We start from the raw sequence: 12,305 nt of genomic DNA on the forward strand, positions 1-12,305 counted from the left end.
CAATTCACCCCATTTCTCATTGCCAGGGTCAACCTATGCCGCTGAAGTTTCACAAGATGCATGCTAATGGCGATGACTTCGTCATCGTGGACTTGCGCAATTCGTCCAACTCAATGACAGACAACCTGGCTCGGCGAATGGGTGCCCGGAACCGTGGCATCGGGTTCAATCAACTTGCGGTTATGCTCGATGACGACAATGCAGATGCACGTTTGATGTTCTGGAATGCCGATGGCTCCCCGCTGGACGTTTGTGGCAGCGCGACGCGTGGTGCCGCCGATACGCTGATGCGCGAATCAAACAGTTCGTCGATAACGCTTCAAACCAACCGTGGCCTGCTCACTTGCGAACGAACCTCGACCGGCGCTATTTCCGTCGCCATGGGAGCGCCACTGTTCGAGTGGTCGGCGGTCCCGCTGGCTCAGGCAATGGACACTGCTACCTTGCCCCTGACAGGAGCCCCGGCCGCTTGCAGCATGGGCAATCCACACTGCACCTTTTTTGTGGATGATCTGACAGCCATTGATATAGCGGCGACTGGACCGGGCATTGAATCCCATCCCCTTTTCCCCCTCAGGACAAACGTGCATTTCGTCCAGATCATTAATCGAAAATACATTCGCTTGCGAATTTGGGAGCGCTGGGGAGGCATTCCGCTGGGTTCGGGCTCATGCTCTTGCGGCGCCGTTGTTAACGGCATACGACGTGGCTTGCTGGACGATTGTGTCGAGGTTGAATGTGATGGCGGAACAGTGACCGTTCAATGGGATGGCGTGGGTCCTGTCTTTCTCACAGGACCGGTAGAGCGCATTTTTTCCGGGCTGTACACGAACGCGCTATTACACGCTTTGTGACGACCACGTCATGATGGACAGGTGACTGCCCCTCAAGTGTTCTCTCGAAACGCTCCGCTATTGCGAAAGCTTCCGGGGGTGACCCCGACTACTTTTTTGAAGGCCCGTGTCATGTGGCTTTGATCGAAGAATCCACAAGCAAAGGCAGCCTCCGTCAGGCTGGCGCCAGCGCGCAGAAGTTTTTGCACATGCGCGATGCGCTTCTGTATTTGATAGCTGTGCGGCGAAACACCCACGTGCTTCTTGAAAACCCGAATGAGGTACAGCGGATCAAGATCAACCAGCTGCGCCAAGGTCTCCAAGGGAATGTCCCGGGCAAACTCGTCTTCCAGCTTCTGTTTGATCCGTTTTACCGCCTGCTGCTCTGATGGCAGGACTGACAAGGCAGGGCCACCGCTACGCTCGAATACTTGACACACCAGTTCCAGCAAGATGGACTCGCGCTGCAGTCCAGGCGGCGTCTGCTCGATTAGTTGATGCTGCTGAAGAAAGGTCTGGGCAAAAGCTGGATTTGAGCTGAGTGCTTCTTGAAAAAGATGTACGTGATCGCTGGCCACGCGCCCTTGGAACACCGAGCGATTAACCCAGTCTGGATCCAGGTAGAGCATGCGGTACATCCAGCCATTGTCGTGTCCAGGCAGGCCGTCGTGTATCTCGCCAGGCGTGATGGTAACAACGCTGCCGACCCCGCCCAAGGCATAGCTGCCGCGGTAAAACAGTTTTTCAACCCCTGCGCTTATCACCCCCACCGCATAACGGTCGTGCGAGTGCCGACCAAAAGACTGGGTGGTGTAGCGCGCCGACAACAGCTCACAGTCGCCTTCGGGAATACGCCAGAAACGCACGAAATCCTTTTCATAAAGAGAGTCTTTCAGGCCTTCTGTCTTTTCCATGACGTGTCCAGTTTTGTGCAATACGACTGAAAAATGCGGCCGTAAAGTTAGCACCTGTTTCATAACATGCGCTAGGGAAGAATATGACGGCAAAACTGGTTATAGGGGACTTCAAAAAGTCTTCCTGGTCACTGCGTGCGTGGTTGGTAATGGTGACCGCTGATGCTGCATTCGATACGGTACAGATCAAGCTGGAACAGCCTGACACGCAACGCCGAATCAGCGAATACTCACCTTCAGGGAAAGTCCCGGCGCTGTTGTTAGACAGCGTTGTAATCAACGACAGCCTGGCCATCAGTGAATACATTGCCGAAGCCTACCCCGATGCCAACCTGTGGCCCCGAGATACGCGTCTAAGGGCATTGGCGCGCTCCGCCGCAGCGGAAATGCATTCCGGCTTTACCCATCTGCGCACACAAATGGCGTTTGGCCTGGGCGCTGGCGACGATGCGGGTGCGTTGACCGCAGAAACCAAGGAAGAGATCGACAGGATTTTTTCCATCTGGGAAGGGTTGCTGGCAGCGAGCCAATCCAGCGCATTCCTGTGCGGCCCGTTCGGCATCGTGGACGCGATGTTCGCGCCCGTGGTGTTCCGCTTCCGCCGTTATGGAATCAGCGTGCCGCCAGCACTGCAAAAGTATGTGGATCTGGTTGTGGCTTACGGGCCGGTTCAACAGTGGCTGAAAAAAGCGGCTGAAGAAGTGTAAGGCTCAGCCTGAGCACGGATGTTTCAGACCTAATAAAAGTAGCGATCGCGGCAACAGAAAAGCCCTTGGAGCTTTTCTGTTTGTCGGGCGTGGTTGTATCCGTCCAACAGGGAAAGGAGAAATGCGTGTGGGTCGTGTAAGGGGGTGCACATGTCGTTGAGTAATAACCGTGCCATTATCGAATTGACGGTCGGTGGGCTGATGCTCAGCCTCTCGGCGTTAGCGGTGGCTTTTGCTCATATCGGTGCCGGAGGCGCTGGGTTCTATCGAATGCTGTTTGCGTCGATATTGTGTTTCCTGCTGCTCAAAGTCCGCCGGATTCCAGTGCTGCTAAAAAGCTTTCGAGCCCAACTCTACACCGGTTTGGCGGGGGTGTTTTTGGCCATAGACCTGGTGCTTTGGCATCAGAGTATCTATGTGGTGGGACCCGGCATCGGCTCTATCCTCACCAATTGCCAGGTGTTTTTCATGACCGTGTTGGGAATGTGCTTGCTCAAGGAGCGGCCTTCGATCTATTTCCTGATCTCCATCCTCCTCGCGTTCGTAGGGCTTTATTTGCTGCTGGTGCCCGAAATGACGAGTTCGCTGGGTATCAAGGGGGTCGTGTTTGGTGTCTTGTCGGGCCTTGCCTACGCTATTTGCGTTTACTTCCTGAAAATCAACACGCAGTTACCTGACGGTGGCGGCGACAAGACTGCCCAGATGCTTAACCTGGGCATTTGGGCAGCGCTGGTGCTGCTCGGTTACGCGATATTCAATGGCGAGAGCCTGGCTATCGTCGACGCCCAGACCTTGGTGATGCTGATCATCTACGGCGTGTTGGTGCAGTTTGTCGGATGGCTGCTGGTCAACCGTTCGATCGGCTCGATCAGCCTGGGGGTCGCTGGCCTTATCTTGCTGCTGGAACCGGTGATTACTTATTTCATCGACGTGACTTTTCTGGGCAAGGCCAGCTCCACCTTCCAAGTGTGCGGAGCGCTATTGACGATCTTCGCGGTTTACATCGGTTCGATCAGACCGCCCGAGAAAGTGCAGCCCCTGCCACCAGCAAATGAGCAAAAGCACGCGGGGCCATTGCGGGGCTGAGGCGGTGAAAATCGCGCTGATCATCCCTGATGGGTCGTTGAAAAATGAAAAGTGAGAAACCACAGAACCAGGGCCGTAGCGCTGATCAAAGCGCCCAGCAGGCTGACTGCAATCCAGCCCCATAGCGCATAAACCTGGGTCGCGACTGCGGCTCCCAGCGCGCTACCGACCGAATAGAAGCACATGTAGGCGCCGACCATGCGACTTTGGGCATCGGGTCGTGCAGCAAAAATGAGGCTCTGATTGGTGACGTGTACGGCTTGCACCGCGAAGTCCAGCAGGACTACGCCGCAGACCAGCGCGATCAGGGACGTTTCGGCAAACGTGATGGGCAACCAGGACAGCGTCAGGAGCCCCAGCGAAATGCCGGTCACTCGTTGCCCAAGGCCTTGATCGGCCCAGCGCCCGGCTCTACTGGCAGCAAGGGCCCCGGCGACGCCGGCCAATCCAAACATACCGATGGCAGTGTGTGAAAGCGACAAAGGAGGCGCGCTCAACGGCAGTACCATGGATGTCCACAGCACAGAAAAAGCGGCAAAGATCAGTAAGGCCAGAAGGCCTCTGGTGCGTAAAGTGCGTTCGGTGATGAACAGTCTGAAAAGTGAACGAATGAGCGCCAGGTAGGAGTCCTGGTGCCTTGACGGCGCCGTGACAGGAACCACTTTCCACAGCACCACCGCGAGGGTCAGCATCAATCCCGAGGACACGAAGTAAACGGCGCGCCAGCCCGCGATGTCCGCAATCAGGCCTGAAGTGAAACGCGCCAGAAGAATACCCAGGACAATTCCACTGGTGACCGTGCCGACGGCCTGCCCGCGTTGTGAGGGTGTTGCCAGCGCGGCGGCGTATGCCACCAGTACCTGAACGACCACTGCCAACAAGCCCATCATGATCATGGCCCCCAACAGGGCCAGCCATTGCTGTGCTGCACCGACCGCCGCGAGCGCCACCGCAGACAACAGTACCTGCGTCAGAATCAGCCGTTTACGGTTTACCAAATCGCCCAGCGGGACGATGAACAGTAACCCCAACGCGTAACCAACCTGAGTGGCCGTCACCACAACGCCGATGATCGATGAAGCCACACCCAGGCTCTGGGCCATTGAGTCGAGTAATGGTTGTGCGAAGTAAACGTTGGCCACTGCCAGTGCACAGGTGACAGAAAACAATAACGTGAGTGACGGGGAAAGCCCTGGAGACCGGTCGCCCCTGCTGCTTTCGCCGGTATCCGGATGAAGCCATCCTGAAGGCTGTCTGGAGAACCGTTTGGTGGCTGAGTCGGCCTCTACTGTCATGTGCACCTCCATGGCGTTAAACTGGTTTCAATTAAAAACCAGTATCCATTGTTGCGGCATCTGGTTTTTAATTGCAACCACATTGCGCAAGGTCAAAAAAATGGAAGAAGACGCCTCACCACACTGCAGCGAATGCCCGGTAGCAAGAACACTGGAGGCCATCGGGGATCGTTGGTCGCTCATGATCATCCGCGACGCTTTTGACGACATTCGCCGATTCAGCGAATTTCAGAAGAGCCTGGGCGTGGCCAAAAATATTCTGGCATCGCGACTGAAGACACTGGTCGAGATCGGGGTTTTCGACGTGCGTCCGGCGTCCGATGGCAGCGCCTACAAGGAGTACGTCCTTACGGACAAAGGACGGGAGATCTTTCCGGTTGTAGTCAGCATGCGGCAGTGGGGCGAACGTTACCTGTTCAAGCCGCAGGAGACGCGTTCCGTGCTGTTGGACAACGCGTCCGGCCAGCCTTTGATGCCGATGGATGTTCGCTCATCAAACGGTCAAAAACTCGGACCGTCTGACTGCCACAGGGTGAGGCTTGTGGGCGGCGAGTCGTGAACAGACAGCAGACTTGCCTCACTCCGGAACAACGCCGGGGGAATGAGAGCCGGTGTGCTGGGCCTGGGCCTGAAGGCGAAACTCACTGGGGCTGCGCTGGGCGTGTTTGCGAAAAAAACGGCTGAAGTAACCGACATCGGAAAACCCCATGCCGTGGGCAATCTGCTTGACGCTTTGGGCCGAATGGGCCAGTTCGCGTTTGGCTTCGAGGATCAGCCGGGCGTTGATCAAGGTCATGGGGGTCATGCCGAGTTGTTCATGACACAGCCGTCCCAGGGTCACCACGGTGATCCCGAGGGAATTGGCGTAGTCGTGCAGCGAAAGGTGTTCGCGAAAGTGCCGGTTCACCAGTTCGCGGAAGGCGATCACCTGCTGACTGCGTCGATCGTGACGGGGCGCCTGCAGGTCGTGTGTGTATTCGCTCAGGCGCAGCATCTGGATCACCAGTGCCAGCAATAACGACATGCTGCACGCGGTGTGTTCCCTACCACGACCGTGGTACTCCCCATACAACGCCCGATACAGCGGTTCCAGCGGATTATCGGCCGGCTCCCATTGCGGCAGCGCGACGACACAGGCTTTCTGGATATGCGGCAGCAGGCCCGGTGAGAGCACTTGGACGATGCTTTCCAGTGGGTGTTGGACGGCGGTGATCACATGCCCTTCGACCCGTCCGTGCCAGGCGAAGCCATGGACGATCTGCTCAGGGATGTACAGCAGGCACGGTGCCTTGACCTCGACCCGCTGGTTGTCCAGCAGCACCTCGCCTTCGCCACTTTGCAGGTACAGCATCTGCAACAACCCGTCGTGTCGATGGGCGGCGATCTCCCAGTTATAGGCGCCGGAGCGCAGGGAGATCGATTCGACATGCAGTGAGTCGTGCCATATCGGCGCCACCGCCTCGCCGTACAGGGCATAGCTGGGAATCTTGTTCATTATTTTTATGTTCTACGGGCACGTGTTTTCTACCTTAGCGAAGAATCCGCGCGTTGGGCAATTCGCCGTTGATTTGTCGGAAAAGTCTCGACGGTTGAAGGTTTTGTCCATTCTTGTGAGCCGTCCCACGCTTCTATCCTGAGCACCGCCTGCTGCCTCCAGTGCAGTGGGCGAACTGTCTTGAAATGCGTGTTGGAGATAACAATGAATAATAACGACCTGCAGAAAAGCTGGCTGAACCTCGATTCCAGGGTCTGCGTGCTCACGGGCGCAGCCGGCGGTATCGGTGCCGCGATTGCCGCCGCGCTGGTTCGCCAGAACGCCCATGTGGTGCTGCTTGATCGCGACGAACAAAAATGCCGCAAGCTGGCCGCCGAACTGGCGCAAAACAGTGAAGCGGATGTCTCTGTGCTGCACTGCGATATTGCCGATCCCCTCAGCGTGCAACAGGCCGCCGAGCAAGTGCAGGCGCTCCATGGGCGCTGCGATGTGCTGATCAACAACGCCAGCGTGCTGCAGGCCGGCGCGCTTGAAGAGCTGACCCTGGACAACTGGAACCAGGTGCTTTCGGTCAACCTGACGGGCTATCTGTTGTGTGCCCAGGCGTTCGGGCGGCTGATGCTGGCCCGGCAAAGCGGCAGCATCGTGCACATCGCTTCGATCGCCGCGCATTACCCGCAAACCTTCAGCGGCGCCTACAGTGCAGCCAAGGCCGGGGTCGCCATGCTCTCGCGGCAGATCGCCGCCGAGTGGGGGCCACGGGGCATTCGCAGCAATGCCATTTGCCCGGGCCTGATTCGCACGCCGCTGTCGGCGGCGTTTTACGCCGACCCCAAGGTCGAGCAGCAGCGCAAGGCGATGACCGCCAACCAGCGGATCGGCGAGCCCCAGGACATCGCCGATGCCGTCCTCTTCCTCGCGAGCCCGCGGGCAGCTTATGTCAACGCTGCCGAGTTGACCGTCGACGGTGGCCTGGAAAGCATGCTGATGGCGTTGATTCCTCGCCCCGGCTTTGAATCCCCCATGGCCAGCCGCCAGGCCTGACCTCCGTTCGGCCGATGATGGCCGACTCCGAATCCCCCCAGCGAACCTGTGCCTGTCGTGCTGTCGATGGCGACCACGGCGAGCGTTCGGCTGGCTTTTACCGAGAGAGACTGACTATGACGACGACAACTACCGAGGCGATCCGTCGGTGCGACGTTCTGGTGATCGGCGCCGGTGCCGGTGGTCTGGCGACCGCCATCACTGCACGCAAGCAGGGGCTGGACGTCATTGTGATTGAAAAGGATGCGTACTTCGGCGGGACCACCGCGTTCTCCGGAGGGGTGCTGTGGATTCCCGGCAACGCGCTGTCCAAGGCCAAGGGCATCACGGACAGTCGGGAGGCGGCGCTGACCTACATGAAGAACGAAACGGGCGATTTCTACGATGCCGAGGCCGTCGATGCGTTTCTCGATAACGCGCCGCAGATGATCGACTTTTTCCAGCGCGAGACCGAAGTCCAGTTCATCCCGACCCTCTACCCGGACTATCACCCGGACGTGGCCGGGGGCGTCGATATCGGCCGTTCGATCCTCGCCGCGCCTTTCGACATTCGCAGGCTGGGGGCCGACATGGCGCGTCTGCGGCCACCGCTCAAAACCATCACGTTCATCGGGATGATGTTCAATTCGTCGAATGCCGACCTCAAGCATTTCTTCAACGCCACCAAATCCCTGACCTCGTTCCTCTATGTTGCAAAGCGCCTGATGACTCACGCCAAAGAGTTGCTGCTTTACCGGCGCGGCATTCAGGTGACCAGCGGCAATGCCTTGGCCGCCCGACTGGCGAAATCGGCGCTGGACCTGGGGATTCCGATTCTGACGCAAACCAGCGCCCGGCAACTGTTGAAAAGCGCAGACCGGGTCACTGGGGTGGTCGCTCAGACCGAGGGCGGTGAGTTGCGGTTTGAAGCCCGCCACGCTGTGGTACTGGCCAGCGGCGGCTTTTCCCATGATCTGCAACGGTTGAAGCAGGCCTATCCCCATGTGCGCCGCGGTGGCGAGCATTTCTCACCGGTGCCGCAAGGCAACACCGGGGATGGCGCGCGTATGGCCGAAGCCCTGGGCGGCACCGTCGATATACGGCTCAAGGCGCCTGCTGCCTGGATGCCGGTCTCGAAAGTGCCGATGGGTAACGGCAGGTTCACTGCCTTCCCGCATTTGCTCGATCGCTACAAGCCCGGCGTTATCGGTGTGACCCGCAATGGCCAACGGTTCACCAACGAGTCCAACTCCTACCACGATGTCGGCGCGGCGATGATCGAGGCCTGTGCCCACCAGACCGAAACCGCCATGTGGTTGATCTGCGACCGCCGGACCATGGCCAAGTACGGACTGGGTTACGCCAAGCCGGCACCGATGCCCCTCGCGCCATTGCTGCGCAACGGCTACCTGCACAGTGGCCGCACCCTGGCTGAATTGGCGCGTAGCGCCGGGCTCGACGCTGCCGGGCTGGAACAGACCGTACGTGACTACAATCGCACGGCGGGGCAAGGCGTGGATCGGCAGTTCGGCCGTGGCACCACCAGCTTCAACCGCTACCTCGCCGACCCGCAGAACCTGCCGAACCCGTGCGTGGCGCCGATTGGCGACGGCCCCTACTACGCCCTCAAAGTGATCATGGGCGATCTGGGCACCTTTGATGGCATCAAAACCAGCGTCTGCGGTGAAGTGCTCGACCAAGAAGGCCGGGCAATCGATGGGCTTTACGCGGTGGGCAACGACCGGGCGAGCATCATGGGGGGCAACTATCCCGCTGCCGGCATCACGCTCGGGCCGATCATGACCTTCGGTTATCTCACCGGGATGCACTTGTCCCGGGTGGCCGCCGAAAAAACACCGGGCAACCCTCGGCAGGAGGTGGCCTGATGAATCACAAGCCGGTCGTCGACCACCGTATCTACACCATCCGCCCACGGGGCATGCCCGAGTTCATTGAGGTCTTCGATCGTCTGGCGATGCCGATTTTGCTCGAGCATCTGGGCGCGCCGCTGGGCTTCTATACCAGCAGCATCGGCCCATTGAACCAAGTCGTGCACCTATGGGGCTACGACAGTCTCGATGACTTCGAACGACGCAGCCAGGCGCGGGATGGCGATCCCCGCTTCCCGGCCTACCTGCAGGCTTCCGCGCACCTGATCCTTGCCCAGGAAACCCGGATTATCCGCCCGGTGCGGTTCCACAGTCTCGGCAGCGCTTGAGCCGCCGGTTACCGTCCTCGCTTCACCCCAATAAAAAAGTGGGCGCCGTGGTTGAGCGCCCCCACAACACAGAGGTGACTTTCATGCTGACAACTCAACCCATCGACATCCACGCGCTGATCAACAGTCGCCCCATTGGCAGCTTTCAGAAGTGGGTGGTCTTTCTCGGGTTCCTGATCATCGGCCTCGATGGTTTGGATGTGGCACTCATGGGCTTTATCGCACCGCAATTGAAAATGGACTGGGGCTTGAGCCACCAGCAGTTGGGCCCGGTGTTGAGTGCGGCGCTGATTGGTCTGGCGGTCGGCGCACTGGTCGCCGGGCCGCTGGCCGACCGTTATGGACGCAAGATCGTGCTGGTCAGCAGTGTCTCCATGTTTGGCCTGTGGACGCTGGCGACGGCGTTTTCCCCGGACATCAGCACCATGGTGATCCTGCGCTTCCTGACCGGATTGGGGCTCGGCGCGGCCATGCCGAATGCCAGTACCCTGGTGTCGGAGTACGCGCCGCAGCGCAGCCGTTCGTTCCTGATCACGGTGGCGTTCTGTGGGTTCTCCCTGGGCGCCGCCGGTGGCGGGTTTCTGTCAGCCTGGATGATCCCGGCCTTCGGCTGGAAAAGCATGCTGATTCTGGGCGGTGTCTTGCCCCTGCTGGTGGCGCCGCTGCTGTATTTCAAACTGCCCGAGTCGGTGACGTTCCTGGTCGCCAGGCGGGCGCCGAACACACGTATCCGCGCCATTGTGGAAAAACTCGCGCCGGGCGTCAGTGACGCGAAATCGACCTTCTGCCTGCCGGCTCATCCGCTGATGCGGTCTTCGGCGATGCAGATCGTATTGTCCCCGTCTTATCGCTTCGGCACGTTGATGTTGTGGAGCGGTTACGTGCTTGCGTTGTTTCTGGTCTACCTGTTCAGCGGCTGGTTACCGACCCTGGTGAAAGACGGGGGCGGTTATAGCGTTGCGGATGCGGCCATTGTGACCGCGATGTTCCAGATCGGTGGTCCCGCCGGCGCGCTGTGTGTCGGCTGGGTCATGGATCGCTGGAATAAATACCGGGTGTTGATGGCGGTGTTCGTGTTGAGCGGGGGGGTGATCTATGCGATCGGACAGGCCACGGGGCATTTCCTGTTGTTGTGCTTGGTCGCCTGGATGGTCGGGTTCGGCCTCAATGGCGCCAGCGTCGGCATGAACGCGCTGGCCGCCACGTTTTACCCCACCCAGGCGCGAGCCACTGGCGCCAGCTGGATGAGCGGTATCGGTCGCTTTGGCGCGATCCTCAGCGCCTTTGCCGGCGCGCAGATGCTGAGTTGGGGCTGGACCTTCGCGCAGGTGTTTGCGGCACTGGTGGTGCCGTCCGGTCTGGCGGCCCTGGCGATTTATGGGCTGGGACGCAACGCCGGCACGGTGTTGAGCGATCGACAGGTCGCGTCTGTTCCACCGAGCCGGACGAATTCCTAGACCTTGAAACGCTCCACCCGCCGTTCCGGCTCATGCCCTGGCTGCGCCAGTTCGTTACACCGGTTAAATCCGGGAACGCGAGCGCTGAACCACCACGGGCGCCTTCAGGCGCCCGCGAGTGTGCAACGGCTGTCGTTCAGCGACGGTTACAGGTTTTGATGCCCAGCAACGTATAGGCAGGGCAGAAACGGAAAATACCAGTGGCCAGCGGCACTAAACCTATCCAACCCCACGCGCCGATCACACCGGACAGACTGAGGCCAATGAGAAGCAGACCCGCGAGAATGCGCAGGCAACGGTCAATGGTTCCAATGTTCGCTTTCATGGCCGATCTCCCGATCAATGGCTGCGCCGGCTCTCCAGCGCAGTAAACAACAACATGCCGGCCAGCATGGCCAACATGAACACGATCACTTGCCAGTGCCCTGTCAGCAGAATGGCCACTGCGGGGCCAGGACAGATGCCCGCTATTCCCCAGCCGATACCGAACACCAGGCTCCCGCCAATCAAGCGCGGGTCCAACTCACGTTTGATCGGGAGCTGCATCGGCCTTCCCAACAGCGAACTGGATTGTCGGCGGGCCCAGGTCAGCGGGCCGATGGCCACGCCAATGGCCCCGACCATGACCAACCCCAGAGAAGGGTCCCAGGCACCGGCCAGATCCAGGAAAGCGAGTACCTTGCCCGGATTGGCCATGCCTGCCAGAAGCAGGCCCAGGCCGAACAGCAGGCCAGCAATGAACGCGGTCAGTTTGCTCATGTTCAACCCCCCAGCAGATGACGCAAGACAAACACCGTGACGAAACCGCTGAACATGAAGCACGCCGTGGCGACCATCGATCGCGGCGAAAGGCGCGATATGCCGCAGACCCCATGGCCACTGGTGCAACCTGATCCGTATCGGGTGCCGATGCCCACCAATACACCGGCGGCGATCAGTCCGAGCCAGCCACTTTTGAACTCAATCTGTGGCAGCGCGGTGAACAAGCCCCATAGAAGCGGCGCGATGAGCAGGCCCAGGAGAAAAAGTGCTTTCTCACTGACTCCCTCGCTCCCACGCTGTAAAAGACTGCCGATCAGGCCGCTGATGCCTGCGATACGCCCGTTGGCGACGACGAATAGACTGGCCGCCAGGCCAATCAATGCACCACCGGCAAGGGATGACCAGGGAGTGAAGTTGAGCCAGTCGACATTCATGAGCTTTCTCCGGCGCAAAATGGTTGATGTTGAAGTCGGGCGCAAGTCCCGGATTATAGGCAAGGCCTGGAAGTGGACGGT

At 59.4% G+C, this 12,305-nt stretch carries 14 protein-coding genes; 8 read left to right on the forward strand and 6 right to left on the reverse strand.

Translation table 11 applies throughout. The features are described from left to right. The first annotated feature begins 35 nt into the window (after positions 1–35). Complete coding sequence (gene dapF, locus AC1Q6D_RS04220; protein ID WP_103404322.1) at positions 36–854, forward strand: diaminopimelate epimerase; 819 nt, start codon at positions 36–38, stop codon at positions 852–854. Positions 855–886: 32 nt separating this feature from the next. On the opposite strand, the gene AC1Q6D_RS04225 is transcribed toward dapF, so the two are convergent. Further along, entirely contained in the window at positions 887–1,747 is an 861-nt protein-coding gene (locus AC1Q6D_RS04225; protein ID WP_103404321.1) for a helix-turn-helix domain-containing protein, read from the reverse strand. Between the two features lie 83 nt (positions 1,748–1,830). Here AC1Q6D_RS04225 and AC1Q6D_RS04230 point away from each other — a divergent pair, with 83 nt between their 5' ends. Beyond that, positions 1,831–2,454: a glutathione S-transferase gene (locus AC1Q6D_RS04230; protein WP_103404320.1), complete on the forward strand. Its 624-nt coding sequence runs from the start codon at positions 1,831–1,833 to the stop codon at positions 2,452–2,454. Positions 2,455–2,604: 150 nt separating this feature from the next. Beyond that, the gene (locus tag AC1Q6D_RS04235; RefSeq protein WP_103404319.1) at positions 2,605–3,540 is read left to right on the forward strand and encodes a DMT family transporter; all 936 of its coding nucleotides are present in this window, start codon (positions 2,605–2,607) and stop codon (positions 3,538–3,540) included. Between the two features lie 20 nt (positions 3,541–3,560). Here the strand turns inward: AC1Q6D_RS04235 and AC1Q6D_RS04240 are convergent, their stop codons facing one another. After that, positions 3,561–4,835 carry an MFS transporter gene (locus AC1Q6D_RS04240; RefSeq protein WP_103404318.1) on the reverse strand — a complete coding sequence of 425 codons (1,275 nt, stop codon included), beginning with the start codon at positions 4,833–4,835 and terminating at the stop codon, positions 3,561–3,563. 100 nt (positions 4,836–4,935) lie between these two features. Here AC1Q6D_RS04240 and AC1Q6D_RS04245 point away from each other — a divergent pair, with 100 nt between their 5' ends. Then, the gene (locus AC1Q6D_RS04245) at positions 4,936–5,394 is read left to right on the forward strand and encodes a winged helix-turn-helix transcriptional regulator (RefSeq protein WP_103404431.1); all 459 of its coding nucleotides are present in this window, start codon (positions 4,936–4,938) and stop codon (positions 5,392–5,394) included. A gap of 18 nt (positions 5,395–5,412) precedes the next feature. Here the strand turns inward: AC1Q6D_RS04245 and AC1Q6D_RS04250 are convergent, their stop codons facing one another. Continuing rightward, complete coding sequence (locus AC1Q6D_RS04250) at positions 5,413–6,330, reverse strand: helix-turn-helix domain-containing protein (protein ID WP_103404317.1); 918 nt, start codon at positions 6,328–6,330, stop codon at positions 5,413–5,415. A 204-nt stretch (positions 6,331–6,534) separates the two neighbouring features. Here AC1Q6D_RS04250 and AC1Q6D_RS04255 point away from each other — a divergent pair, with 204 nt between their 5' ends. The 4 genes from AC1Q6D_RS04255 to AC1Q6D_RS04270 all read left to right on the forward strand — a co-directional run bounded on the left by AC1Q6D_RS04255 (position 6,535) and on the right by AC1Q6D_RS04270 (position 11,028). Next, complete coding sequence (locus AC1Q6D_RS04255; RefSeq protein ID WP_178083126.1) at positions 6,535–7,374, forward strand: SDR family NAD(P)-dependent oxidoreductase; 840 nt, start codon at positions 6,535–6,537, stop codon at positions 7,372–7,374. Positions 7,375–7,490: 116 nt separating this feature from the next. After that, complete coding sequence (locus AC1Q6D_RS04260; RefSeq protein WP_103404316.1) at positions 7,491–9,239, forward strand: FAD-dependent oxidoreductase; 1,749 nt, start codon at positions 7,491–7,493, stop codon at positions 9,237–9,239. After that, a complete protein-coding gene (locus AC1Q6D_RS04265; protein WP_090462718.1) occupies positions 9,239–9,571 on the forward strand; it encodes an NIPSNAP family protein in 333 nt (110 codons plus the stop codon). Before AC1Q6D_RS04260 ends, AC1Q6D_RS04265 begins: the two co-directional genes overlap by 1 nt. An 83-nt stretch (positions 9,572–9,654) precedes the next feature. Next, positions 9,655–11,028 carry an MFS transporter gene (locus AC1Q6D_RS04270; protein WP_103406903.1) on the forward strand — a complete coding sequence of 458 codons (1,374 nt, stop codon included), beginning with the start codon at positions 9,655–9,657 and terminating at the stop codon, positions 11,026–11,028. A 136-nt stretch (positions 11,029–11,164) separates the two neighbouring features. On the opposite strand, the gene AC1Q6D_RS04275 is transcribed toward AC1Q6D_RS04270, so the two are convergent. From AC1Q6D_RS04275 to AC1Q6D_RS04285, 3 genes are read right to left on the reverse strand one after another with little or no spacing between them, the layout of a single operon-like run. After that, positions 11,165–11,353 carry a YgaP family membrane protein gene (locus tag AC1Q6D_RS04275; RefSeq protein ID WP_103406902.1) on the reverse strand — a complete coding sequence of 63 codons (189 nt, stop codon included), beginning with the start codon at positions 11,351–11,353 and terminating at the stop codon, positions 11,165–11,167. Between the two features lie 14 nt (positions 11,354–11,367). Further along, positions 11,368–11,787 carry a DUF6691 family protein gene (locus AC1Q6D_RS04280; RefSeq protein WP_103406901.1) on the reverse strand — a complete coding sequence of 140 codons (420 nt, stop codon included), beginning with the start codon at positions 11,785–11,787 and terminating at the stop codon, positions 11,368–11,370. A 2-nt stretch (positions 11,788–11,789) separates the two neighbouring features. Then, complete coding sequence (locus AC1Q6D_RS04285; RefSeq protein WP_103406900.1) at positions 11,790–12,224, reverse strand: YeeE/YedE family protein; 435 nt, start codon at positions 12,222–12,224, stop codon at positions 11,790–11,792. Between the last annotated feature and the right edge of the window lie 81 nt (positions 12,225–12,305).

Source organism: Pseudomonas sp. MT92 (assembly GCF_058792515.1).

What these genes read in the sequence shown, in the direction of transcription:
- dapF (WP_103404322.1), top strand. Translation starts at nt 36, where the DNA reads ATGCCGCTGAAGTTTCACAAGATGCATGCTAATGGCGATGACTTCGTC.
- AC1Q6D_RS04225 (WP_103404321.1), bottom strand. Translation starts at nt 1,747, where the DNA reads ATGGAAAAGACAGAAGGCCTGAAAGACTCTCTTTATGAAAAGGATTTC.
- AC1Q6D_RS04230 (WP_103404320.1), top strand. Translation starts at nt 1,831, where the DNA reads ATGACGGCAAAACTGGTTATAGGGGACTTCAAAAAGTCTTCCTGGTCA.
- AC1Q6D_RS04235 (WP_103404319.1), top strand. Translation starts at nt 2,605, where the DNA reads ATGTCGTTGAGTAATAACCGTGCCATTATCGAATTGACGGTCGGTGGG.
- AC1Q6D_RS04240 (WP_103404318.1), bottom strand. Translation starts at nt 4,835, where the DNA reads ATGACAGTAGAGGCCGACTCAGCCACCAAACGGTTCTCCAGACAGCCT.
- AC1Q6D_RS04245 (WP_103404431.1), top strand. Translation starts at nt 4,936, where the DNA reads ATGGAAGAAGACGCCTCACCACACTGCAGCGAATGCCCGGTAGCAAGA.
- AC1Q6D_RS04250 (WP_103404317.1), bottom strand. Translation starts at nt 6,330, where the DNA reads ATGAACAAGATTCCCAGCTATGCCCTGTACGGCGAGGCGGTGGCGCCG.
- AC1Q6D_RS04255 (WP_178083126.1), top strand. Translation starts at nt 6,535, where the DNA reads ATGAATAATAACGACCTGCAGAAAAGCTGGCTGAACCTCGATTCCAGG.
- AC1Q6D_RS04260 (WP_103404316.1), top strand. Translation starts at nt 7,491, where the DNA reads ATGACGACGACAACTACCGAGGCGATCCGTCGGTGCGACGTTCTGGTG.
- AC1Q6D_RS04265 (WP_090462718.1), top strand. Translation starts at nt 9,239, where the DNA reads ATGAATCACAAGCCGGTCGTCGACCACCGTATCTACACCATCCGCCCA.
- AC1Q6D_RS04270 (WP_103406903.1), top strand. Translation starts at nt 9,655, where the DNA reads ATGCTGACAACTCAACCCATCGACATCCACGCGCTGATCAACAGTCGC.
- AC1Q6D_RS04275 (WP_103406902.1), bottom strand. Translation starts at nt 11,353, where the DNA reads ATGAAAGCGAACATTGGAACCATTGACCGTTGCCTGCGCATTCTCGCG.
- AC1Q6D_RS04280 (WP_103406901.1), bottom strand. Translation starts at nt 11,787, where the DNA reads ATGAGCAAACTGACCGCGTTCATTGCTGGCCTGCTGTTCGGCCTGGGC.
- AC1Q6D_RS04285 (WP_103406900.1), bottom strand. Translation starts at nt 12,224, where the DNA reads ATGAATGTCGACTGGCTCAACTTCACTCCCTGGTCATCCCTTGCCGGT.